Origin of the sequence: Blastococcus goldschmidtiae (assembly GCF_031845325.1) — a bacterium.
Taxonomy (GTDB): Bacteria; Actinomycetota; Actinomycetes; order Mycobacteriales; family Geodermatophilaceae; genus Blastococcus; species Blastococcus goldschmidtiae.
Window position 1 is genome coordinate 119,434 of record NZ_JAVREI010000011.1, and the last position, 22,963, is coordinate 142,396.

20 protein-coding genes are annotated in these 22,963 nt (G+C 75.1%); 6 read left to right on the forward strand and 14 right to left on the reverse strand.

What is annotated here, in order from left to right:
• Positions 1-36 precede the first annotated feature (36 nt).
• Both RM425_RS15325 and RM425_RS15330 read left to right on the forward strand, forming a co-directional pair.
• Positions 37-855, forward strand: coding sequence for a helix-turn-helix transcriptional regulator (locus tag RM425_RS15325; RefSeq protein WP_311346081.1), 819 nt, complete (start codon positions 37-39; stop codon positions 853-855).
• Between the two features lie 23 nt (positions 856-878).
• On the forward strand, positions 879-1,262 hold the full coding sequence (locus tag RM425_RS15330; RefSeq protein ID WP_311346082.1) for a PH domain-containing protein: 384 nt from the start codon (positions 879-881) through the stop codon (positions 1,260-1,262).
• Here the strand turns inward: RM425_RS15330 and RM425_RS15335 are convergent.
• Entirely contained in the window at positions 1,256-2,203 is a 948-nt protein-coding gene (locus RM425_RS15335; RefSeq protein ID WP_311346083.1) for a 2-hydroxyacid dehydrogenase, read from the reverse strand. The two genes, RM425_RS15330 and RM425_RS15335, sit on opposite strands and share 7 nt — an antisense overlap.
• Positions 2,204-2,264: 61 nt before the next feature.
• On the opposite strand from RM425_RS15335, the gene RM425_RS15340 reads away from it, so the two are divergent.
• A complete protein-coding gene (locus tag RM425_RS15340) occupies positions 2,265-3,386 on the forward strand; it encodes a PQQ-dependent sugar dehydrogenase (protein ID WP_311346084.1) in 1,122 nt (373 codons plus the stop codon).
• Here RM425_RS15340 and RM425_RS15345 read toward each other — a convergent pair.
• The 6 genes from RM425_RS15345 to gatC all read right to left on the reverse strand — a co-directional run bounded on the left by RM425_RS15345 (position 3,349) and on the right by gatC (position 7,990).
• Positions 3,349-3,966 carry a GNAT family N-acetyltransferase gene (locus tag RM425_RS15345; RefSeq protein WP_311346085.1) on the reverse strand — a complete coding sequence of 206 codons (618 nt, stop codon included), beginning with the start codon at positions 3,964-3,966 and terminating at the stop codon, positions 3,349-3,351. The genes RM425_RS15340 and RM425_RS15345 overlap by 38 nt on opposite strands.
• A 3-nt stretch (positions 3,967-3,969) precedes the next feature.
• Positions 3,970-4,353 carry a hypothetical protein gene (locus RM425_RS15350; protein ID WP_311346086.1) on the reverse strand — a complete coding sequence of 128 codons (384 nt, stop codon included), beginning with the start codon at positions 4,351-4,353 and terminating at the stop codon, positions 3,970-3,972.
• 22 nt (positions 4,354-4,375) lie between these two features.
• Entirely contained in the window at positions 4,376-5,884 is a 1,509-nt protein-coding gene (gene gatB / locus RM425_RS15355) for an Asp-tRNA(Asn)/Glu-tRNA(Gln) amidotransferase subunit GatB (protein ID WP_311346087.1), read from the reverse strand.
• Positions 5,881-6,084: a hypothetical protein gene (locus RM425_RS15360; RefSeq protein ID WP_311346088.1), complete on the reverse strand. Its 204-nt coding sequence runs from the start codon at positions 6,082-6,084 to the stop codon at positions 5,881-5,883. The genes gatB and RM425_RS15360 overlap by 4 nt, the downstream gene beginning before the upstream one ends.
• Positions 6,081-7,598: an Asp-tRNA(Asn)/Glu-tRNA(Gln) amidotransferase subunit GatA gene (gene gatA, locus RM425_RS15365; RefSeq protein ID WP_311346089.1), complete on the reverse strand. Its 1,518-nt coding sequence runs from the start codon at positions 7,596-7,598 to the stop codon at positions 6,081-6,083. The genes RM425_RS15360 and gatA overlap by 4 nt, the downstream gene beginning before the upstream one ends.
• Positions 7,599-7,672: 74 nt before the next feature.
• Positions 7,673-7,990 carry an Asp-tRNA(Asn)/Glu-tRNA(Gln) amidotransferase subunit GatC gene (gene gatC / locus RM425_RS15370; RefSeq protein WP_311346090.1) on the reverse strand — a complete coding sequence of 106 codons (318 nt, stop codon included), beginning with the start codon at positions 7,988-7,990 and terminating at the stop codon, positions 7,673-7,675.
• Positions 7,991-8,219: 229 nt separating this feature from the next.
• Here gatC and RM425_RS15375 point away from each other — a divergent pair, with 229 nt between their 5' ends.
• The 3 genes from RM425_RS15375 to RM425_RS15385 all read left to right on the forward strand — a co-directional run bounded on the left by RM425_RS15375 (position 8,220) and on the right by RM425_RS15385 (position 11,583).
• Entirely contained in the window at positions 8,220-8,888 is a 669-nt protein-coding gene (locus tag RM425_RS15375; protein WP_311346091.1) for an ACT domain-containing protein, read from the forward strand.
• A gap of 91 nt (positions 8,889-8,979) precedes the next feature.
• Positions 8,980-11,103, forward strand: a complete 2,124-nt coding sequence (locus RM425_RS15380) for a DUF222 domain-containing protein (RefSeq protein WP_311346092.1) — start codon at positions 8,980-8,982, stop codon at positions 11,101-11,103.
• A gap of 60 nt (positions 11,104-11,163) precedes the next feature.
• Positions 11,164-11,583 carry a PaaI family thioesterase gene (locus RM425_RS15385; protein ID WP_311346093.1) on the forward strand — a complete coding sequence of 140 codons (420 nt, stop codon included), beginning with the start codon at positions 11,164-11,166 and terminating at the stop codon, positions 11,581-11,583.
• On the opposite strand, the gene ligA is transcribed toward RM425_RS15385, so the two are convergent.
• The 7 genes from ligA to RM425_RS15420 form a co-directional block, all read right to left on the reverse strand.
• Complete coding sequence (gene ligA / locus RM425_RS15390; protein WP_311346094.1) at positions 11,584-13,716, reverse strand: NAD-dependent DNA ligase LigA; 2,133 nt, start codon at positions 13,714-13,716, stop codon at positions 11,584-11,586.
• A 40-nt stretch (positions 13,717-13,756) separates the two neighbouring features.
• A complete protein-coding gene (locus RM425_RS15395; protein WP_311346095.1) occupies positions 13,757-15,997 on the reverse strand; it encodes an insulinase family protein in 2,241 nt (746 codons plus the stop codon).
• Between the two features lie 59 nt (positions 15,998-16,056).
• Complete coding sequence (locus RM425_RS15400) at positions 16,057-17,091, reverse strand: methionine synthase (RefSeq protein ID WP_311346096.1); 1,035 nt, start codon at positions 17,089-17,091, stop codon at positions 16,057-16,059.
• 43 nt (positions 17,092-17,134) lie between these two features.
• Entirely contained in the window at positions 17,135-18,988 is a 1,854-nt protein-coding gene (locus RM425_RS15405; protein WP_311346097.1) for a bifunctional metallophosphatase/5'-nucleotidase, read from the reverse strand.
• A gap of 110 nt (positions 18,989-19,098) precedes the next feature.
• The gene (gene mnmA, locus RM425_RS15410; protein ID WP_311346098.1) at positions 19,099-20,169 is read right to left on the reverse strand and encodes a tRNA 2-thiouridine(34) synthase MnmA; all 1,071 of its coding nucleotides are present in this window, start codon (positions 20,167-20,169) and stop codon (positions 19,099-19,101) included.
• A 10-nt stretch (positions 20,170-20,179) separates the two neighbouring features.
• A complete protein-coding gene (locus tag RM425_RS15415; protein WP_311346099.1) occupies positions 20,180-21,370 on the reverse strand; it encodes a cysteine desulfurase family protein in 1,191 nt (396 codons plus the stop codon).
• Entirely contained in the window at positions 21,367-22,773 is a 1,407-nt protein-coding gene (locus RM425_RS15420; protein WP_311346100.1) for an MFS transporter, read from the reverse strand. Before RM425_RS15420 ends, RM425_RS15415 begins: the two co-directional genes overlap by 4 nt.
• Between the last annotated feature and the right edge of the window lie 190 nt (positions 22,774-22,963).

Sequence of the window (22,963 nt, forward strand, 5' to 3'; positions counted from 1 at the left end):
TACTAGTACCGGTACCACCACCGACCGAGGAGCTCCGTGACCGCCTCCGCCCGCCGCGAGCTGGCCGACTTCCTCGGCTCCCGTCGCCGCCAGCTCGCGCCGAGCACGGTCGGCCTGCCGGCGGGGACCAACCGGCGCACCCCCGGGCTCCGGCGGGAGGAGGTCGCGCTCCTCGCCGGGGTGAGCCACACCTGGTACACGTGGCTCGAGCAGGGCCGGGACATCCGGCCGTCCCACCAGGTGATGGACGCCCTGGCCCGGACGCTGCAGCTGTCCGCGGCCGAGCGCGAGTACGTCCTCCGGCTCTCCGGCAACGACCCGGTGCGTGCGGACGACCGCGTGGAGGCGCTGCCGGCACACCTGCAGGGGCTGATGGACGCGCTCGGCTCCTCCCCCGCCTACGCGATCACCTCGAGCTGGTCGATCGTCGGCTGGAACGCCGCCTACGAGCGCCTCTACCCGGGGGTGGCGGAGCTGCCCGCCGGGGAGCGCAACCTGCTCTGGGTCGTCTTCACCGATCCCGCCGTCCGCGCGCTCCTGGGCGACTGGGATGCCGACAGCCGCCGCTTCCTCACCCAGTTCCGCGCCGAGGTGGGCCCGCGCCTGGCCGATCCCGAGGTCGTGGACCTCGTGACCCGGCTGCAGGCGGCCAGCCCCTCCTTCCGCGAGGGGTGGGCCAGCCACGACGTCGACCGGTTCACCTCCACCGAGCGACGGTTCGAGCACCCGGCGGTCGGCACCCTGGTGCTGGAGCACCACCAGCTCACCCCCGCCGACGCTCCCGGGCTCCAGCTGGTCGTCTACACCGCCGCAGAGACGGACACCGCGGCCAAGCTGGCACGGCTGGCCGCCTGACCCGTCTGGGAGGATCGGCCCTCGTGGACACCCCGGCCCGCTTCGGCACGAACCGCGCCACCCTGCTGGCCGTCCTGGTGTTCGCCCTGTGCCTCACCACGCTGACGGCGGCCTCGCCCTGGTTCCTGCTGCTCCTGGTCGTTCCCGCCGTGCTGGCCGCCTGGGTGCTGCGCACGGGCTTCGACGTCACCGGGGACGCCGTCACCGTCCACTCCCTGCTCGGCCGGCGCCGCGTGCCGTGGTCGGAGGTGGCGGGCGTCCGGATCGGCGAGCGCGGCGACCTCTGGCTGGTCACCACCGGCGGGACGGAGGTGCGGCTCCCGGCGGTGCGCGCCCGCGACCTGCCGGCCATCGGGCGGGCGTCCGGCGGCCGCATCCCCGTCCCCGAGCTGCCGGACGGTCAGTAGCGGTCGACCACGTTGACCAGCGGCTCGCCGGCCAGGATCCGGCGGAGCTGGTCGGACACCGCGGCGGCGGCGCGCTCGTTCGTGCCGGGCACGTCCCCGCCGACGTGCGGGGTGATCAGCAGGCCGGGCGCCGTCCAGAGCGGGTGACCCTCGGGCAGCGGCTCCGGCTCGGTCACGTCGACCGCGGCACGGAGCCGGCCGGCGGTCAGCTCGGCGAGCAGGGCGTCGGTGTCGACGACGACACCGCGGGCCGCGTTGACCAGCAGCGCGCCGTCGCGCATGGCGGCGAGGAACCCGGCGTCGACCAGCCCGATGGTCTCGTCGGTCACGGGCACGATCACGATGACGACGTCGGCCTGCGGCAGCAGCTCGGGCAGGTCGCTGGTCGGCCGGACGTCCTCGCGCGCGGTGCGGGCCACGAAGGTCAGCTCGACGTCGAAGCCCTCGAGCATCCGGCCGATGCGGCGCCCGATGTCACCCGCGCCGACGACCAGGACCCTCGCGCCGACGAGCGTGGCGTGGGTGCGGGGCGTCCAGCGCCCCGCCTCCTGCTCGCGGACGAAGAAGGGCAGCCCCCGCTGGGCGGCCAGCGTGGCGGCCACCGCCCACTCGGCGGTCGAGGGCGTGTGCGCCCCCCGGGCGTTGCAGAGGGCCACGCCGTCGGGGAGCCGCCCGGCGAAGCGCTCCGCGCCCGCGCTGAGCAGCTGGACGACGCGCAGGTCGGGCAGCGCGGCGAAGAACTCGTCGCCGGGGTGCGGCGCGCCGCCGGAACGCGGCACCCAGACCTTCGCGCGGGCGGCCTCGCCCGTGGGCGGGCCGTCGGCCGGCGCCCAGCGGTGGGCACGCACGCGCGGCGAGACCGCCTCGGCGGCGGCCGCGAGCGCACGGGAGGGGACCAGGACGTCGAGCACCTCGTCGGGGCCGACCAGCGGTTCGATCACGAGCGCTGACAGTAGGCGCAACCGCCCGCCCCGCCCAGGCAGCGCACGTACTGTGGAGGACATGCGACGGGTCTGGGCAGGTGCGCTGCTCGTGACCGCGGTCCTGCTGTCCGGCTGCGGCGACGACGGGTACGAGCCCTCCGGGCCTTTCCGTCCACTGCCCGAAGGAGCGCCGCCGGAGGTGGGTCCTCCCCCGTCGTCCGCGCCGGTCCCCGGTCGCCCGGCCGAGCCGGGTGCCGAGCAGGACGCCGGCGATCCGAACGTCGTCGCCACCGGGCTGGCCGTGCCCACGGGCCTGGCCCTGCTCCCCGACGGCACCGCGGTCGTCGGGGAACGCGACACCGGCCGCATCCTGCAGGTCTTCCCCGACCGCTCCCCCGCCCGCGAGCTGATGACCGTGCCGGGCGTGGACACCGCCGGCGACGGCGGCCTCCTCGGCCTCGCCGTCTCCCCCACGTACGCCGAGGACGGGCTGCTCTACGCCTACCTGTCCACGGCGCTGGACAACCGCGTGGTGCGCTTCCCGATCGGTGGGACGCCGAACGCGGTGCTGACCGGCATCCCGCGGGGCGAGGTGCACAACGGCGGCGGCCTGGCGTTCGGCATCGACGGGACCCTGTACGTCGGCACCGGCGACATCGGCAACCCGGCGCTCGCGACCGACCCGCTCTCGCTGGCGGGGAAGGTGCTGCGGATCGACGTGTTCGGCGGACCCGTGGGGGCGGGACCGGTCTTCACCAGCGGGCACCGCGACGTCACCGCCGTGTGCCTCGGCGCGGAGGACCGGGTGTTCGCCGCCGACGCCGCACGCGAGGGGGCCGACGAGCTCAACGCGCTGGTCGAGGGCGGCGACTACACCGGTGCGACCGGCGCGGTGGTCGAGATCCCGCCGGGCGAGGACGGGCTGGGCGGGTGCGCCGTCCTGGGCGACGCGGTCTTCCTCGGCGCGCTCGACGGCCAGCGGGTGCACGCCGTCCCCGTCGACGAGGCGAACATGGTCGCCGGCGAGCTCGAGGAGTTCCTCGGCGGGGAGTACGGGCGGCTGCGGACCGTCGTGGCCGATGCCCAGGGTGCGCTGTGGATCACCACGTCGAACCGCGACGGGGTGGGCACCCCGGCCGAGGACGACGACAAGGTGCTGCGGATCAACCCGCCGTCCGCCGCCGGCGGCTCCCCGCTGTAGAGGTTCGCCGTCCAGGCAGGGACGCTCCTCCGCCCTGCGGTCGCGCGAACCGGTGGACGACGTGCTCGCGGGAGTCGACCGGGTTGTCCGGGGTCAGCTCCCCGGTGGCGTACCGGACGCCCCCGGCCCGCTCCAGCGCCCGCCACGACGCCTCGTTAGCGGCCACGACCGGGACCAGCACCTCCCCGGCGTCCGGGTGGTCGGCGAAGCCGCGCGCCACGGCCGCCGCGATCATCCCCGCGCCGAGACCGCGGCCCCGGGCGTCCGGCTCCCCCACGAGGTAGTCGATGCTCAGCGCGCCGGGAGGCACGGGGCACACCGTCGAGAGCTCGGCCAGGGACTCCGGCTCGTCGTCGAACCGGTAGACCTGGACGAGGCCGAAGACCCGCCCCTCGTGCATCCCGAGGTAGACGGCGGTGGTGTCCGCGCCGTCGACGGCGGGGCCGTAGTGCGCCTCCACCGCATCCGGAGAGCTGTCGTCGTCCCACCACCGGGCGACCAGCGGATCGGCCAGCCAGCGGCAGACCAGCGGGAAGTCCGCGCGACGCACCGGCCGCAGCTCGACCGCGGGAAGTTCCACGGCTCAGCCGCCCAGCTCGAGCGCGGTCAGCGCAGCGAGGTCGACGGCGACGCCCTCGCCGGCTGCTGTGTCGAAGACCTCGAGCTCGTGCAGCCGGCCACCGAGCAGGTGCAGCACGACGGCGACCGGGGCGCCGTCCGCGGCCCGCGCGCTCGCCCTGACCTCGCTGTGCCCGTTCCCGTCCACCCAGCCCGACGGGGACAGCCGGACCGAGGAGCAGCCGCAGGCGCACTCCCCCACCACGGTCGCGTCGGCCACCTGCGCCGTCGCATCCGCGTCCACCTGCGCCGTGAGCCAGGACAGCAGCCGCCGCTCCGCCGTCGACAGGGGCCTCGGGCGGAGCAGCGCGCGGAAGACCGGCTGGCCGGTCGGCTCGTCGGCGGGCACGCGTGAACTGTGCCCCCGGGACCTACGAGCTGACCAGTCGCTCCTCGAGCATCCGCTTGACGGTGGCGGCGTCGGCCTTGCCGCGGGTCGTCTTCATGACCGCACCCACCAGCGCGCCGATGGCCTGCACCTTGCCGCCGCGCACCTTCTCGGCGACGTCGGGGTTGCCCTCGATCGCGGCGTCGACGGCGCTGACCAGCTCGTCGGACTCGCCCATGACGGCCAGCCCGCGCGCCTGGACCACGGCAGCGGGGTTCCCCTCGCCGGCGAGCACGCCGTCGAGCGCCTGCCGGGCCAGCTGGTCGTTGATCGTGCCGGCGGAGATCAGCCCGATCAGCTCGGCCACCTGCGCCGGCGTGACGGCCAGCTCGCCGAGTTCGGTGCCGGAGTCGTTGGCGCGGCGGGCGAGATCGCCCAGCCACCACTTGCGGGCTTCGGCGGGCGAGGCGCCCGCGGCGACGGTGTCGCTGACCAGCTCGACGGCGCCGGCGTTGACCAGCCAGGCCATCTCCGTCGGCGAGATGCCCCACTCGTCGGACAGCCGCGTGCGGCGGGCGGCCGGCAGCTCGGGCAGTCCGGCCAGCAGCGTGGCGACCCACTCCTCGTCGGGCGCGACCGGCACCAGGTCGGGCTCGGGGAAGTACCGGTAGTCGGTCGCCTCCTCCTTGCTGCGGCCGGGCGAGGTGGAGCCGGTGTCCTCGTGGAAGTGCCGGGTCTCCTGCGTGATCGTGCCGCCCGCGTCGAGCACGGCGGCCTGCCGCCGCATCTCGAAGCGCACCGCCCGCTCGACCGAGCGCAGCGAGTTGACGTTCTTGGTCTCGGTGCGGGTGCCCCACTCCAGGCTGCCGATCGGCGCCAGGGAGGTGTTCACGTCGCAGCGCAGGTTGCCCTGCTCCATGCGGACCTCGGAGACGCCGAGGGTCACCAGGATCTCGCGGAGCTCGGTGACGTAGGCCTTGGCGACCTCGGGGGCCTTCGCGCCGGCGCCGGGGATGGGCCGGGTGACGATCTCGACCAGCGGGATGCCGGCGCGGTTGTAGTCGATCAGCGAGTGGTCGGCGCCGTGGATGCGACCGGTCGAGCCACCGACGTGCAGGTTCTTGCCGGTGTCCTCCTCGAGGTGCACCCGCTCGATCTCCACGCGGTAGGTCTCGCCGTCGACCTCGACGTCCAGGTGCCCGGCGGTGCACAGCGGCTCGTCGTACTGCGTCGTCTGGAAACCCTTGGGGATGTCCGGGTAGAAGTAGTTCTTCCGGGAGAACCGCGCCCAGGTGGCGATGCGGCAGCCCAGCGCCAGGCCGATGAGGATCGTCGACTCGATGGCGGCGGCGTTGGCCGCCGGCAGCGAGCCGGGCAGGCCGAGGCAGGTCGGGCAGGTCTGGGTGTTGGGCTCGGCGCCGAACGTGGTGGAGCAGCCGCAGAACATCTTGGACGCGGTGCCCAGCTCGACGTGGGTCTCCAGGCCCATCACCGGCTCGTAGCGGGTGAGGACCTCGTCGAAGTCGACGAGCCGGTCGGTGGTGGTGCTCACGGGGTGGGGCCCTCCTTGGGGGCGGCCGACCTGGTCGCGGCACGCTCGGCACGGCCGGTGATCACGGCACCGACGGCGGTCAGCACGCCCAGGACGAGGAAGACGGCGAAGACGGCGCGGTCGGTGACCACCCAGCCGACGATGCCGGCGACGATGACGAACGCGGTGAGGGCCCAGGCGGCCTTCAGCGGGGCGCTCATGCGGCGCTCCGCACGGGCAGCTGGCCGAGGAACCGCGAGCCGCGGGCGGCGTCCTGGGCCGCCTCGAGGGCTGCGGCGACCCGGTAGCAGCGGTCGTCGGCCAGCGCCGGCGCCATGATCTGGAAGCCGACCGGCAGCCCCTCGGAGAGACCGCAGGGCACCGAGATCGCGGGGACCCCGGCGAGGCTGGCCGGCAGCGTGCAGAGGTCCGCGGCGTACATGGCGATCGGGTCGTCCACGCGGGCGCCCACCGGCCAGGCGACGGTCGGGCTGGTCGGGCTGACCAGCACGTCCACGTCGTCCCAGGCGGTGGTGAAGTCCCGGGTGATGAGCGTGCGGACCTTCTGCGCCTGCCCGTAGTAGGCGTCGTAGTAGCCGCTGGACAGCGCGTAGGTGCCCAGGATGATCCGGCGCTTCACCTCGGGACCGAAGCCCTGCTCGCGGGTGAGCGCCATGACCTCGTCCAGGTCGCGGTTGCCGTCGTCGCCGACCCGCAGGCCGTACCGGACGCCGTCGAAACGGGCCAGGTTGGACGACGCCTCGCTGGGGGCGATCAGGTAGTAGGCCGGGAGCGCCAGATCGAAGGCCGGACAGGACACCGGGCGCACCTCCGCGCCCAGGCTCTCCAGCAGGGCCACCGTCTCGGCGGTGCGGGCGAGCACGCCCTGGTCGTAGCCGTCGGTGTGCCCGTCGCCACCGAGCTCGGTGACGACGCCGACCCGCAGGCCGGCCAGGTCGCCCTCGGCACCGCGGCGCGCCGCCTCGGCCAGGACCGGCACCGGGAAGTCGATGCTGGTGGAGTCCAGCGGGTCGTGGCCGGCGATCGCCTCGTGCAGCAGCGCGGCGTCCAGGACGGTGCGCGCCATGGGGCCGGCCTGGTCGAGGCTGGAGGAGAAGGCGATGAGCCCGTAGCGCGAGACCGAGCCGTAGGTGGGCTTGTGGCCGACAAGTCCGGTGACGGCGGCGGGCTGCCGGATCGAGCCACCGGTGTCGGTGCCGATCGCCCACGGCGCCAGCCCGCCGGCGACCGCGGCCGAGGAGCCACCGGAGGACCCACCCGGGATGCGGTCGTGGTCCCAGGGGTTGCGGGTGACCCGGTAGGCGGAGTTCTCGGTGGAGGAGCCCATCGCGAACTCGTCCATGTTGGTCTTGCCGAGCAGCACGGTGCCGGCGGTCTTGAGCCGGGCGGCCAGCGTCGCGTCGTACGGCGGGCGCCACCCCTCGAGGATCTTCGACCCGCTCGTCGTCGGGACGCCCTCGGTGACGACGACGTCCTTGAGCGCCAGCGGCACCCCGGCCAGCGGGCCGAGCTCCCCACCCTGGGCACGGGCGGCGTCGACCTGCTCCGCGGAGCGCAGCGCGGCCTCGGCGTCGACGTGCAGGTAGGCGCCCAGCGCGCCGTCCTCGGCCTCGATGCGGTCCAGGTAGGCGCGGGTCACCTCGGCGGCGGTCACCTCGCCGGCGGCGAGCAGCCGGCCGAGCTCGGCGGCGTCGGTGGTGGTCAGCTCGGTCACGCGTGCTCCTCGCTGGCGCTCGTCGACACGCGTGCCCGGCGGTGCCGTGTTCTCCGGTGAGCTCGCGAGCTCGCTCACGCCTCCTCCCCCAGGATGCGGGGCACGCGGATCCGGCCGTCCTCGGCGGCCGGGGCACCGGCCAGGACGACGTCGCGGGGCAGGCTGGGCCGGACGACGTCCTCGCGGAAGACGTTGGTCATCGGCACGGCGTGCGTGGTGGGCGGCACGTCGGCCACGTCGGCCTTGCCCACCTGGGCCACGGCGTCCAGCACCGCGCCCAGCTGGCCGGCGAAGAGGTCGAGCTCCTCGTCGGTCACGGCCAGCCGCGACAGGTGCGCCAGGTGCGCCACCTCGTCACGGGTGAGTCGGGCCTTGCGGGACGGCGTGCTCATGCGGGTCGGAACTCCACTTCGGGGGGGGCGACGGTCGGCGCCGACCACCGTGGTCTGGGGCCGGGACCGGACCTTTGCACTGTACGTGGGGGGTCTGACCCGGTCGTCACCGTGAGAAGCTGCCCTCGCCTGCGATCAACGGAGATCGATGAAGGACCCCCTGCCCCCCCGTGCTCGCGCGCTCGCACCGGGACCCTGCAGGGGGCCGGAAACGATTCTCGGAGGAACCGTGTCTTTTCTCCTGCGTCTGGTCATGCCCGACCGTCCCGGCATCCTGGGTGCGGTGGCCACCGCGCTGGGCACCGCGGGCATCGACATCGTGTCCCTGGACGTGCTCGAGCGCGGCACCGGCGTGGCCGTCGACGACGTCGTGGTCGACCTCCCGCCCGACCGGCTGCCCGACAGCCTGATCACCGTCGCGCAGAGCGTGCCCGACGTGCGGGTGGAGTCGTTGCGCCCCTTCGCCGGGCCGCTGGACACCCACCGCGAACTGGAGCTGCTCGACGCGCTGGCCCACGCCGGTGGCGGCACGGCGGAGAAGCTGCTGGCCGCCGAGCTGCCGCGGGTGTTCCACAGCGGGTGGGCCGTGGTGCTCGACGGCACTCCGGGCCGGACCGCGGAAGTCCGTGCCGCATCGGAGGCGGCGCCCGCGTTCGAGGGCGTGGCGCTGCCGTGGATGCCGATGACGGCTCCCCGGCTGCTGCCCAGCGACGACGACTGGCTGCCCGAGCGCTGGCAGGAGATGGCTATCGAGATGATGGCGACGCCCTTCGGTGGCGAGGCCCGCGCGGTCGTCGTCGGCCGGTCCGGCGGGCCGGCGTTCCGCCGGTCCGAGCTCCTGCGCCTGGTGCACCTGACCGGCATCGCAGCGACCGTCACGCACCTGCCGCCTGCCTGAGTTCCGTCGGACCCGTGCCACCGGGCGAACCCGCACTCCCGTCTTTCCGGCGTCGCCCGGAATTGTCAGTGGTCGAACATACGATCGATCCGTGTTCGACACCGCTTCTCTGCCTGGTGCGCCTGCGGGTGCGCCGTCGGTGGGGTGGGCCTCGGGTCCGCTCGGCGCGGTCCAGGCCGCGGAGCGCGAGATCAGCAAGCAGACGGCGATCCGGGCCCGCGCTGTCGCCGAGTTCGCCGCGACCCGCCCCGCCTGGGCCGACCGCCCGGCCGGCACCCCGGGCGCCATGAGCGCCGAACGCCGAGCGGCCCGACCGGAGGTGCTCGCCGAGGTCAGCGAGTGGGCGGCGCACGAACTGGCCGTGGCGCTGTCCCGCACCACCACCGCGGCCGAGAACCTGCTCGAACGCTCACTGACGCTCGTGCACCGGCTGCCGCGCACACTGGTGGCGCTCGAGTGCGGGGTGATCCATGACGGGCACCTGTGGCACCTGCTGGAGAAGGTCGGGCCCATTCCCGACCTGACGACCCGCGCGCGCGTCGAGCAGGAGGTGCTCGACTGGGTGGTCGGCCGGTCGGTCACCACTCCCCCGCAGCTGGCCGGGAAGGTGCGGCGATCCGTGCTGCGACACGACGCCGAAGCGGCCGCGCAGCGACTGCTGACGGCGCTGCGCAAACGTGGCGTCTCCGTCCGCCCGGACCAACGCGAGGGCATGGCGGTGTTCGAGGCGCTGCTGGCCCTCCCGGAGGCGCAGGCGCTCCTGGACGCGCTGGGGCAGTACGCCGACGCGATCGACGAGCCCGGGGACACCCGGAGCCGCGGCCAGAAGATGGCCGACTGCCTGCTCGACCTGGTGCTGCGTCCCGGAGAGCACGACCACGCCGCCGTGCAGGCCCGCCTGACGCTGGTCGCCGGCGTGCCGACGTTGGCCGGCGGGGCCGCTCCGGGCGAGATCGGCGGCGAGCCGGTGCCCGCCGAGATGGTGCGTGCACTGGCCCGGGCGCTCGGCCTCCTCCCCGGTGCGCCTTCGAGCCCGCCCGCCGCGTCCTTCCCTGCGCACGATCTGTCCCCGGACGAACCTCCCGTCGAGACGTGGACCGCCGCGATGCGGTCCGCCGACGAGCGGTGGTGGGCCGAGGTCGAGGCGCGGGCACTGCGCGGTGACTGGGGTGGAGCGGACGATCCTCCGCCGGACGAGCTGGAACGATGGTGGGCCCTCGAGTCCGCACGGGACCAGCTGTCCCGAACCGCACCACCGGTCGCGCCACCGATCGCGCCGCCCCCGACAGGACAGGCAGCACCGACCGCGCCACCCCCGACAGGACGAGCACAGCCGGGACGAGCGCCGACGACTCCTCCCGCACCGGAAAGCGCGCTGCCGGCACCTCCCTCGCCGGGAAGCTCGGCGACGACACTTCCCTCACCGGACAGCGCACCGACCCCGCCGGTCGGGGACGGACCGGACGACGAGGCGTCCCCGGCCCCTGGCACTGGCAGCTGGGCGGACGCGGACCGCGCGGTGGACGAGGCCGGCGCGATCCTCCTGGATCTGCAGCGCGCGATGCACAGCGCCGGCCGGGCGGTCGACGGCGCCCGCCGTGCCGATGCGGACGACGTGGAGGCGTGGCAGGACAGCGCGGCCGGGCGGCCGAGCACCGCGGCGAGCACCCTGGACCGCCTCCACGCCCTCGCCGACGAACAGCGGCAGGCACTTGCGCACCTGCTGGACCGGGGCGCGGGCCGCGGACTCGTCGACCGCCCGCGCATCGCCGTCGTCGACGAGCTCACCGGCGCGCTGCTCTGCCTCACCGACAGCGACGAGCTGCGCCGGCACGCCACCTGCGGTGCCCGCCGCTGCCGCCGCGACCCAGCTCGCTGCGACCACGACCTGAGCGGCCGTCCCGGCCTCGGAGCACCCGCCCCGACCGACGGCTACCGCCCAGGCGCGGCACTCGACCGGTTCGTCCGCGCCCGCGACCCGCGCTGCCGGTTCCCCGGCTGCCGCCGGCGGGTGCCTCGCGGCGGGGAACTCGACCACGACCGCCCGTGGCCGGAGGGGCCGACCAGTGCCGGCAACCTCGTCGGCTACTGCACCGGGCACCACCGGGGCAAGCACCAGGCGCCCGGATGGCGACACCACCTGGCCGCCGACGGCACGCTGACGGTCGCGACCCCGACCGGCCTGATCGCGACCACGGCCCCACCACCGTTCTGAACACCCGGTGGACCTTCGTCGGATCACGGATCGTCGGTGCCCGGCCCTAGCCTGCCGCGCATGGATACAGCGTCGTTCTGGGACGTCGTCGAGGGCCGAGCGGAGCCACCACCGGTGGCGCGGTTGCTGGGCTTCCGTCTGATGCACGTCGATCCGCAGGCCATGACCATCGAGACCGGGTTCACCGCCACCAAGGCGTTCCTCAACCCGGCCGGCCACATCCAAGGCGGGATGCTCGCCGCGATGCTCGACGACACCATGGGTCCGGCGCTGGTCGCGACGCTCGACGCCGGCCAGTGGGCCCCCACCACGGATCTGCACGTGCAGTTCCACCGGCCGGCTCTCCCCGGCCCGATCAAGGGTCACGGCCGGGTCGTGCGACGCGGCGGATCTGTCGCCTTCCTGGCCGGGGAACTCCTCGACGCAGAGGGCCGAACGGTCGCCACGGCCGTCGCCACGGCGTCGATACGGGCCAGCTGACTACTCCCCGATGGTCGCAACCGCTCGCGCGGCGTCGGGACCCTCCTCGAGCAGCACCGAGAAGCCGTCGTCGTCCAGGATGGGCGCCTTGACCTGCACGGCCTTGTCGTACTTGCTGCCCGGGTCCGCGCCCACGACGACGAAGCCGGTCTTCTTCGACACCGAGCCGGTGACCTTGCCGCCGCGCTCCTGGATCGCCGCCGTCGCCTCGTCCCGGCTGTAGTCGCGCAGCGAGCCGGTGACGACGACGGTGACACCCGTGAGCGGACCGGGGCCGGCGTCCTCGCCCTCGTCGGCCATGCGCACCCCGGCCGAGCGCCACTTCTCCACGAGCTCGCGGTGCCAGTCGACGGCGAACCAGTCGCGGATCGACGTCGCGATCGTCGGCCCCACCCCGTCGGCCGCGGCCAGCTCCTCCTCGGACGCCTCGATGATGCGGTCGAGCGAACGGAAGTCCCGGGCCAGTGCCTGGGCGGCGGTCGGCCCGACGTGCCTGATGGAGAGCGCCACCAGCACGCGCCAGAGCGGGACGTCCTTTCGGCTCTGCAGGTTGCTCAGGAGCTTCGCGCCGTTGGCGCTCAGGGCGCCGTCCTTCTTGGTGAAGAACGACGACCGCTGCAGCTGCTCGGCGTCGAGGAAGAAGACGTCGCCCTCGTCCTGCAGGAGGGAGCTCTGCAACAGCGCGGTCGCCGCCTCGTAGCCGAGGTTCTCGATGTCGAAGGCGCCGCGTCCGGCGACGTGGAAGACCCGCTCCCGCAGCTGCGCGGGGCACGACCGGGAGTTGGGGCAGCGGATGTCGGCGTCGCCCTCCTTCTCCGGCCGGAGCTCGGTGCCGCACTCCGGGCAGTGCGAGGGCATGACGAACTCGACCTCGGAACCGTCCCGTGCGGCGACCACCGGGCCGAGCACCTCCGGGATGACGTCACCGGCCTTCCGGATCACGACCGTGTCGCCGATGAGCACGCCCTTGCGCTTCACCTCCGACGCGTTGTGCAGCGTGGCCATCTGCACGGTCGACCCGGCGACCTTCACCGGCTCCATGTACGCGAACGGCGTCACCCGCCCGGTGCGGCCCACGTTGACCTTGATGTCGAGGAGCGTGGTGGTCGCCTCTTCCGGCGGGTACTTGAACGCGATCGCCCAGCGGGGCGCCCGCGAGGTGGAGCCGAGCCGCCGCTGGAGTGCGTACTGGTCCACCTTCACGACGACCCCGTCGATCTCGTGCTCCACCGAGTGCCGCTGCTCCCGGGTCCGCTCGATGTAGGCCCACACGGCCTCCAGGTCGCCCACCACCTCGTACCGGTCGCTCACCGGCAGCCCCAGCTCGCGCAGCCGGTCGTAGGCGGCGGACTGCCGGTCCACGTCGAAGCCGCGGTGCGCGCCGACGCCGTGCACCACGAGGCGCAGCGGGCGCGAGGCGGTGATCTTCGGGTCCTTCTGCCGCAGCGACCCGGCCGCGGCGTTGCGCGGGTTGGCGAACGGCGCCTTGCCCGCCTCGACCAGACCGGCGTTGACGTCGGCGAAACCGGCGACCGGGAAGTAGATCTCGCCGCGGACCTCCAGCAGTTCCGGGACGTCGGCACCGGTCAGCTGCTGCGGGACGTTCGCCATGGTGCGGACGTTGGCGGTGACGTCCTCACCGGTCGTCCCGTCGCCCCGGGTCGCTGCCCGGACCATGCCGCCCCTCTCGTAGACGATGGCCACGGCGACGCCATCGACCTTCAGCTCGCACAGGTAGCTGGCACCGGCCGCGCCCTCGCGCTCCACCCGCGCGGCCCAGGCCGACAGCTCGTCGCTGCTGAACGCGTTGTCCAGGCTCTGCATCCGCTCCAGGTGCTGGACCGGCGCGAAGGTGGCGGTGAACCCGCCGTTGACCTTCTGGCTGGGCGAGTCGGGTGTGAGCAGCGCCGGGTGCGCGGCCTCGAGCGCCCTGAGCTCGCCCATCAGCTCGTCGTACTGACCGTCGCTGACCAGCGGCTCGTCGCGCACGTAGTACGCAAAGGCGTACCGGTCCAGTTCCTCCGAGAGGTCCCGGTGCCGGGTGCGCGCGTCGTCGGGGACCTCGGTGAGGTCCTCCCGGTCGGTCGCGGCCTCGACGACCGGCTCGTCCAGCGCAGCGGGGTCGGTGCTCACGCGGGAACGTTATCCGGCAGGTACGACGGCGAACCGGTCCTCACCCGGTCGGGGTCCGGCCCGGCTCGGACGGGGCGGGCCCGGTGCCGGCGGGGTCGGTGCCCGCAGGCCGCCGCAGGGGTCGTGCGTCCCAGACCGCGTTGAGCAGGCTGGCTCCGCACAGCGCGAGCAGCAGCCAGAACTGCCAGCCGTCGAGGTGCTCCCGCCAGGACACCAGGCCCCAGACGAGCAGTCCGTACACCAGGACCCCGGCGGCGTTGAGCGCGCGGAACCACGGCGGTCGCCGGTGGGCCAGTCGTTGGTAGCGCTCGAGGCGCGTCCTCTTCCCCTGTTCCGGGACGAAGTCGCCGCGCAGCGACGCTTTGAAGCCGCCGAAGGCTCCCGCCCCCTCGACCCGCTGTCCGCCGACCGCCGGCTCGCCGGCCAGCAGCGCCGGCACCTGGGGCGGCAGCCCCAGCGCGGCCACCGCCTCCTCGGCGATGTCACGCGGGGTGCCTCCGGCGCGGTGCAGCCGGCTGACCGACTCCTCGGCCCGCTGCACCGCCTCGGCCAGCAGCCGTGGATCCGCGGGAGCGATGCCCCACCGGTGGCGGGCGATCTCCTTGTACCCCCGGTAGAGGACGTACTCGAGGTCGGCGTGGGTCTGTCGCAGCACCAGCGACACCGGGCTGCGTCCCGGCGCTGCCGTCAGCTCCGCCTGCCGCACGAGGAAGTCCGGGGCGTCGTCGGCCACGACCGCGGTCCACTCCGCGTTCGCGATCACGGTGGCGCCGTGGTCCGACATCGCGATCGCCTCGCGCACGCGGTGCTCCGGCGACCGGATGAGCAACAGCCCGGCGGTCTCCTCGACGTCGTCGTCGTCCACCTGAAGCTCGTCGGGCACCGCGGCCCGGACCAGGGCGACGGCCTCCTCGCCGTCCCGCCAGTCGGCCGCCGACAGCGGCAGGGCGAACCCGTCGCGGCCGAGGAGCTGGTACTCCCCCGGCCCCTGGCGGACGAGCCCGACCGCGTCGGCCCAGCGGACGGTGATCGCGCCCTCCTCGAGCACCGCGCTCACGCCGTCGTCCCCGACGACCAGCGTTGCCCCCTTCGGGACGCCGGTGCGCCGCCGCCGCCGCCGGAACGTCCTTCCCTGCACGGCGTCCCGGGACCAGCCCGGGATCCGGGGAACTCCCGCCGGGTCCGGATCGAGCGGTCCCGGGACGGCGAGCAGGGCGCCGTTCCGCAGTCGTGCCGCGGTCTGCCGGATCTCCGCGGTGGTCACCCCGGACAGCTGCCGGCGCAGCTCGACTCGGTCGTAGGCGGGCACCCCGGTGACGCGGGCCTCGGCGAGGGAGGCGGCCTCGCCCGCGTCGCCGCGACCGTCGTCCAGGTCGGCGAGGATCGTCCGCCGCTCCACCTCCAGCTCCTCGGCGGTGGGCCCCTCGTCGGCCAGCCGCTGCACCTCCCGCCAGAGCACGCGGACGACGAGGTCCTCCTGGCCCGGCCGCACGTCGGTGACGACGACGCCGAACCGGGTTTCCGCGTCCAAGGCGAACCGGTCGGCTCCCACCGCGTACGCGACCCCGCGGCGGTGCCGCAGCTCGTCCTCGAGCCGGCGGCGCAGCAGCTCGAGGGTCATCGGGCCCGCGACCCCGGGCGGCAGCTCGCCCCCCAGCGCGACGGCCCCCTCCATCGGCGTCTCCAGCCACCCCGGCGTCGGCACCTCCGCGCGCCGCAGCGGGCGCCGGGCCGGTGGCGCTCCCTCGGTCAGGGGCAGCACCAGCCGCTCGGGCACGGGACCGCTGAGCCAGAGCGCCGCGTTCTGCCGGGTGAACCAGGTGCGCACCCAGCCCTGCACGTCCTCCGCCGTCAGCGACCGGATGGCCGGTTCGCGTACGCCGGCGAGCCCGGGACCCTCCGTGCCGTACCGCTCGGCGAGCAGGATCCCGACCGCCGGTGGTGCCGCGGCGGCGCCCTCGGTCCGGAGCACGTCGGCCTCCACGCGCAGCCGGTCGACCGGGAGATCCCCCAGGGCCCGGCAGACGCGGGTCAGGAAGTCGCGGACCTGCTCCGGCGTCCCCGACGCGGTGAACTCCGTCCGGTTCAGGTCGACCGACGCGTTCGAGTCGTACGCCGTCCGGCCCACCGCGCTCATGACCAGGTGCTCGACGAGGTGGGTCAGCCCACCCCGGACGAATGTCTCGTCGGCGCGGCCGACCCCGAACACCAGCCCGACGGTGGTGGGGACGGGGCCCTCCACCAGGAAGGCCGGGATCCCGTCGATCAGCGTCTCGTGCACCGGCGCAGGGTAGGGCCGTTCCCGCCGCCCGGCGCGGATGACCGCACGTGTCGTCGCCGTCACTCCGGCTGGAGGTACCTCGCGGCCTCGCTCAGGTGGGTCATCGCGGCGCGGGCGTAGCCGGGCGTGGCCCCGGCGAGACCGCACGACGGCGTGAGGGTGACGACGTCGGGCAGCTGCTCGGCCCCGAACCCGAGCTCGCGCCACCAGCCCTGCACCCGCGACGCGGTGGCCCGGGCGGCCGGCAGCGGCGCGTCGGTGCCCGGGACGACGCCGGCCAGCAGGTGGACGCCGGCGTCGACGGCCTCCCCCACGGCGTCGAGGTCCTGCACGAGCGACAGGTCGAAGGACAGCCCGGCGGCACCGGCGGCGCGGAACAGGGTCAGCGGCATCCGCGGCGCGCAGCAGTGCACGACCACCGGCACCGGCACCGCCGCCACGACCGCCCGCAGCTCCTGCTCGACGGCCTCGGCGGGAACGGCCGGGAGGCGGCCGAAACCGGTCGCCGTGGGCAGCCCGCCCTGCAGCGCCGCGGGCACGCTCGGCTCGTCCAGCTGCACGACGAGGCGCGCACCCGGCAGCCGCGCGCCGATCCCGGCCACGTGCGCCCGCAGCCCCTCGGTGAGCGACTGCGCCAGGTCGCGGCGCGCGCCCGGATCGACGACCGCCCGCTCCCCGCGGGTCCGCTCCAGGGCGGCGGCCAGCGTCCAGGGGCCGGCGACCTGCAGCTTGAACGGCCCCGCGTAGCCCTCGGCCTGCTCGTGCAGCGCGTCCAGGTCGCGGGCCAGGAACTCCTGAGCACGTCGCTGGTCGACGCCGGAGCGCGGCACGAGCCGCCAGCCGGCCGGCGTGATGTCCACGGCGAGATCCACGAGCAGGCTCGCGGTCCGGCCGATCATGTCCGCACCGGCGCCCCGTCCGGGGAGCTCGGGCAGGTGCGGCATCCCGGGCAGCTCGCCGAGGACCAGCCGCAGCGCCTCGGCCGGGTCGGTCCCCGGGAGGGATCCGACGCCGGTGGCCGGGCCCCACGTCACCGCCGGAGACGCACCGCCGGCCCCGCTCGGCAGGCCTGCGGGGTCATCGGGGGTGGTCACGGGGGCGACGGTAGCCGTCCCGGTCCACCGGGCGGGTCCCACCTCAGCAGGAGAGCCGCTCCGCGGTGGGCAGCGCCCCGCCGGCCGGCGCGTTCACCGGCGACGCCGCGGCCAGGTGAGCGGCGAGGGCGTCGGTGCCGGTGGTGTGCGAGGCGAGGTCCGTCCCGTCGGCGAAGAAGGTGTACCCGTCACCGCCCTCGCGCAGGTACGCGGTCATGGCGACGCGGTAGCTGCCGGCCGGATCGATGCGGGCTCCGTCGAGGGTCAGCGAACACGGGTCCACCCGGTCACCGGCCGGCCGGGCCGGGTCGTAGCGGTACGAGAGCCCCTGGGACGTGCTGAGCCGGAGGGCCGGCGCACCGGTGAACTGCTGTTCCAGGGTCGCGCGGATGTCGGCGCCGGACACCGTCACGACCTCCACCGGGAACCGCATCGGCATGACCCGGAACACCTCCCGCTGGGTCACCGCGCCGTCGGGATCGCCCGGACCGCTGCTCTCGCGCAGGAGGTCGCTGCGCAGCATCCCGTGGTTCATGAAGGCCAGGACCGGATCGCCGAACTCGGGCCCTCGCACGGCGGCGAGGAGGGCGTCGGCCACCAGGACCCCCAGGGGCCCGTCCGGCGCCCGCTCCTCCCGCACGTCCTCGACGAGCGTGGCGACCGGCCGGTCACCCCGGGCCGCGGCCCGCTGCACCCAGTGGTCGACGACCCCGGCGATCCGCTCGTCCTCCGCCTCCCGGGTGACCGGGACCGCGGTCACCGTGACCGACGACCGGTCGACGTCGCCGTCCGACCGCACCACGAAGCGCAGGTCGGTGAGCGAACGCCCGGAGGTCAGCGCCTGGGTGACCGGGCGCAGCTGCCCGGCCGGGTCGGGCAGCAGGCAGGTGTAGGGGCTGTGCGTGTGCCCGCCGACGACGGCGTCCACGGCCGGCGACAGCCCCGCGTTGAGCTCTCCCATGGGGCTCCCGGCCAGGTCCCCGGCGCAGGAGTCCAGCCGTCCGCCCGGCCTCTGCCGGCCGCCCTCGTGGGCGAGCAGGACGATCGCCTCGACACCCCGTTCCTGGAGCTCGGACACGTACCGGTTCGCCGCCGCCACGGGCTCCTCGACCTCGAGCCCGGTCAGGCCCGAGGGCCGCACGAACAGCTCGGTGTCGGTGGTGACCACGCCGATGAACCCGATCCGCGCGCCGGTGCTGGTCGTCACGACCTCGTACGGCGGCAGCGCCGGCCTGCCGCTGTCGCGGTCGACGACGTTGGCCGCCAGGTAGGGGAAGCCCGCGCCCGCGAACCGCTCCCCCGCGCTGTTCCGGAAGCAGCTCCCGCCGGCCGTGCCGACGTCGTCGCACGCGCCCACGTCGTCGAGGTACGTGCCGTCGGTCGCGCCGGAGAGCCGGAACAGCTCGTCCTGGCCGCTGTCGAACTCGTGGTTCCCGGCCGCGGACGCGACCAGCCCCAGCGCGTCCAGGACCTCGATCGTCGGCTCGTCCGCATACGTCGCCGACGCCCAGATCGAGGCGCCCACGAGGTCACCGGCGGAGACGAGCAGGCTGTCCTCCTCCGGCCCCCCGAAGTCGGCGCGGACCCGCTGCACCGTTGCGGCGAGGTGTGCGGCTCCGCCCAGCACGGCGGTGCCGTCGTCCGCGGTGCCCGGGAGCCCGTCGGGGCCCGGGCCGTCGTCCACGACCGCGACGGCCTCGTCGTCCGGTGGTGGTGCGATCCGGCCGTGCAGGTCGTTCATCGCGAGGATCTGCACCGGCGTGGCCACCGGCTCGCGCGGCGCGGCCGCCTCCACCACCGGGTCCTCGTGCACCGAGGTCTGCCCGCCCGTGCACGCGGCAGCGGTCAGCGCCAGCGTGACCAGGCAGGCCCCGGTCACTCCGCTCCAGCTGCGCACCCTCGTCCTCCCGGACCGTCGGTCGACCAGCCCACCACGGGATGACAGGAGGCACGAACCGAGCCGGTACCCGGTCCACCATCGGGTGACGCGCGGAGGAGCGGTCCGGTTCAGCCGGCGGACGTCACCGCGGCCTGGCCGACGACCCGGTCCCCGCGCTGTGCGTCCGGCTCGTACAGGACGGCGGACTGCCCGGGGGCGACGCCGCGCTGCGACTGCGCGAGGGCGATGCGCAGGCCGCCGTCCTCGGCGGCCACCTCGCAGGGCGTGGGGACGCCGTGCGCCCGGAGCTGCACCTCGAAGCGGGCGGGCAGCGCCGGTGCCGCGCCCGTCCAGGTGGCGGCGCCGGTGCGCACCTCGTCGACCGTGGCCTGCTCGGCGGTGCCGATGGTGACCGTGCGGCTGACCGGCTCGATGCCCAGCACGTACCGCGGCGCCGAGTCACCGACGCTCACGCCCAGGCCGCGCCGCTGGCCGATCGTGAACCCGTAGGTGCCGTCGTGCTCACCCACCGTCCGGCCCGTTCCCGCGTCGACCACCGGGCCGGGGCGGCTGCCGAGCCGCCGGGCCAGGAAGCCCCGGGTGTCGCCGTCGGGGATGAAGCAGATGTCGTGGGAGTCGGGCTTGCCCGCCACGGCGAACCCGCGCGCGGCGGCGATCGCGCGCACCCGGTCCTTGGTCATGCCCCCCAGCGGGAACCACGCCGCGGCCAGCTGGTCCGGGGTCAGGACGCCGAGCACGTAGGACTGGTCCTTGGCGGTGTCGACCGAGCGACGCAGTTCGCCGTCCGCGAGCCGCGCGTGGTGCCCGGTGACGACGGCGTCGAAGCCCAGCGAGAGGGCCCGGTCGAGCACCGCGGAGAACTTGATCTTCTCGTTGCAGCGCAGGCACGGGTTGGGGGTGCGCCCCGCCGCGTACTCGGCCACGAAGTCGTCGACGACGTCCTCCGTGAACCGCTCGGCCAGGTCCCAGACGTAGAACGGGATGCCCAGCTCGTCGGCCACCCGGCGGGCGTCGTGGGAGTCCTCCACGCTGCAGCAGCCGCGGGAGCCGCTGCGCAGGGTCTGCCGGTTCTGCGACAGCGCCAAGTGCACGCCGGTGACGTCGTGCCCGGCGTCCACGGCCAGCGCGGCGGCCACGGCGGAGTCCACGCCACCGCTCATCGCGGCGAGCACCCTCACGACGCGGCCCTCATCGACGGCCCAGACCCGCCCGGCGGGCCCGCTCCACGACCGGGCCGATCACCTCGAGGACGGCGTCGACGTCGGCGTCGGTCGAGGTGTGCCCGAGGCTGAACCGAAGCGAGCTGCGGGCGCGCTCGCCGTCGGCGCCCACCGCCAGCAGCACGTGGCTGGGGCGGGCCACGCCGGCGCTGCACGCCGAGCCCGTCGAGCACTCGATGCCCCGGGCGTCGAGCAGCATGAGCAGCGCGTCGCCCTCGGCGCCCGGGAAGGACAGGTGCGCGTTGCCGGGCAGTCGGCCGGGGCCACCGGCCAGCACGTCGTCCAGCGCGGCGCCGTTGAGCCGGGCGTCGGGGACCTCGGCGGTCACCCCGCGGACCAGCCGGTCGCGCAGGGCGCCCACCTGCTCCGCGCGCTCCTCGCGGCGGCCCACCGCGGCCTCCGTCGCGACGGCCAGGCCGACGATCGCGGCGACGTCGAGGGTGCCCGAGCGCACGTCCCGCTCCTGGCCGCCGCCGTGCAGCAGCGGGGTGCACTCGGCGTCCCGGCGCAGCAGCAGGACGCCCGCACCCATCGGCCCGCCCAGCTTGTGCCCGGTCATGGTGAGGGCGTCCACCCCGCTGGCACCGAAGTCGACCGGCACCTGCCCGACGGCCTGGACCGCGTCGGTGTGCAGCGGGACGCCGACGGCGTGCGCCGTCGCGGCCAGGGCGGCGATGTCGCTCACCGTGCCGATCTCGTTGTTCGCCCACATGACGCTGGCCACCGCGACGTCCCGGCCGTCCCCGAGCGCCTCGGCCAGCGCCTCGGGCCGGATCCGGCCGCTGGGCTCGACCGGTAGCCAGGTCACCTCGGCGCCGTCGTGCTTGACCAGCCACTCGACGCTGTCCAGCACGGCGTGGTGCTCCGCCGGGCTCACCACCAGCCGGCGACGCCGGGTGTCGGCCGCCCGCCGCGCCCAGAACAGGCCCTTGACCGCGAGGTTGTCGCTCTCGGTGCCGCCGCCGGTGAACAGCACCTCCGACGGGCGGGCGCCGAGGGCGTCGGCGAGCCGCTCGCGCGACTGCTCGGCCACCCGGCGGGCCGCCCGGCCGCTGGCGTGCAGCGACGAGGCGTTGCCGACGCGGGCCAGCTGCCCGGTCATCGCCGCCAGCACCTCGGGCAGCATCGGCGTCGTCGCCGCGTGGTCCAGATACGTCATGTCGCCGCCAGGGTAGTCGCGGGGGCCGGGGCCGCCTGGCCCGGCGGGACGGTGCGCCCGGCCACCCGGGCACCGAGGAGCGCGGGGATCGACAGGACGCCCACCGCGGCGAGCACCGCCGGCCAGAGCTCGCCCGTGCCGTCCGCCGCCCCGGCCACGAGCACGCCCGAGAGGCCGATGCACAGTGCCGATGCGGTCACGTCGGAGATCTGGAAGGCGGCCGAGTTGGCCCCGCGCTCGGCCTCGGGCGACTGGTCGAGCAGCAGCACACCGACGCTGGGCATGCCCAGCCCCATGCCCACGCCGGCCACCGCCCACGTCAAGTAGGCGGGCCAGCCGCCGAGGGCGGGCACCGCCGTGGTGGCGGTGGCCGCCAGTCCCAGGGCCAGCAGCAGGAACCCGGCGCGCAGCACCCGCTGGCGCGGCACGTCCGGACGGCGCCCCTGCAGCTGGGCGGCGACCACCCAGCCGACGGCCCCGGCGGTCAGCGGGAGCCCGGCGGTGGCGGCGCTCCACCCGTGCTGCTCGGTGAGGACGAACGGCAGCAGGACGTCCATGCCGAAGAAGGCACCGGCCAGCAGCCCACGGCTGGCGATCACCGCCGGGATCCCGGGCCGGGCCCGGACGGTGCCGCGGGGCAGCAGCCGGCGCAGACCCACCGCCAGGGCGGCGGCGCCGACCACCACGAGGGCGACGGAGGCGAGATCGAGGCGCTGGGCGGCGTACTGCAGGCCGGCGATGCCGGCGCCGGCGAGGAGGGCGTACGGAGCCTTGCTGCGAGGGTGGTCGGCCCGCTCCCGTGCGGGGGCGTCGTCCGACCCGGCGGTGAGGAGCAGCACGAGGCCGGCGCCGACCAGCGGCAGCAGGAACAGGAACACCCCGCGCCAGCCCACGTGGGTGGTGATCAGCCCCGCGGCCAGCGGGCCGATGAGGGCGGGCAGCACCCACCCGGCGGCGAAGGCGCCGAAGAGCCGGGGGCGGAGATCCGAGGAGTACGCCTGACCGGCGATCACGTACAGCAGCACGATGACGACGCCGGCGCCCAGACCCTGCACCGCCCGGCCGAGGATCAGCACGGCCATGTGCTGGGCGATGCCGGCGATCAGCAGCCCGGTGGCGAACACCAGGACACCGGCGAGCACGCCCGGCCGGGGGGACCGCCGGTCACCGACCTCTCCCCCGACGACCATGCCGACGACCGAGGTGACCAGGAAGGCGCTGAAGGGCCAGGCGTACCAGGCGACGCCGTCGAGCTCGGCGACGGCGCTGGGCATCGCCGTCCCCACCGCCATCGCCTCGAAGGCCACGAGCGTGACGAGGGTCAGCAGGCCGATCGTGGTGCGGCGATGGCCGGCGTCCCAGATGCTCGGCTCGGCGGTCCCGTCCACGAACGGCCCAACCACGCCCGGGCGTCCCTGCTTCCCGGTCCCCGGCGATGACTTCGCTTCCCGGGTCCGGAAGTGCGTCGAGCGCCGGAGAGCTGCGGGAGACCCAGCCGCTCGGCCAGCAGCGCCGGCATGACGCTCATCTGGCTGTCGGTCGCCTCGGCGCCGCAGATGACCAGGTCGAACTCGAGCTGACCCAGCGCAGCGG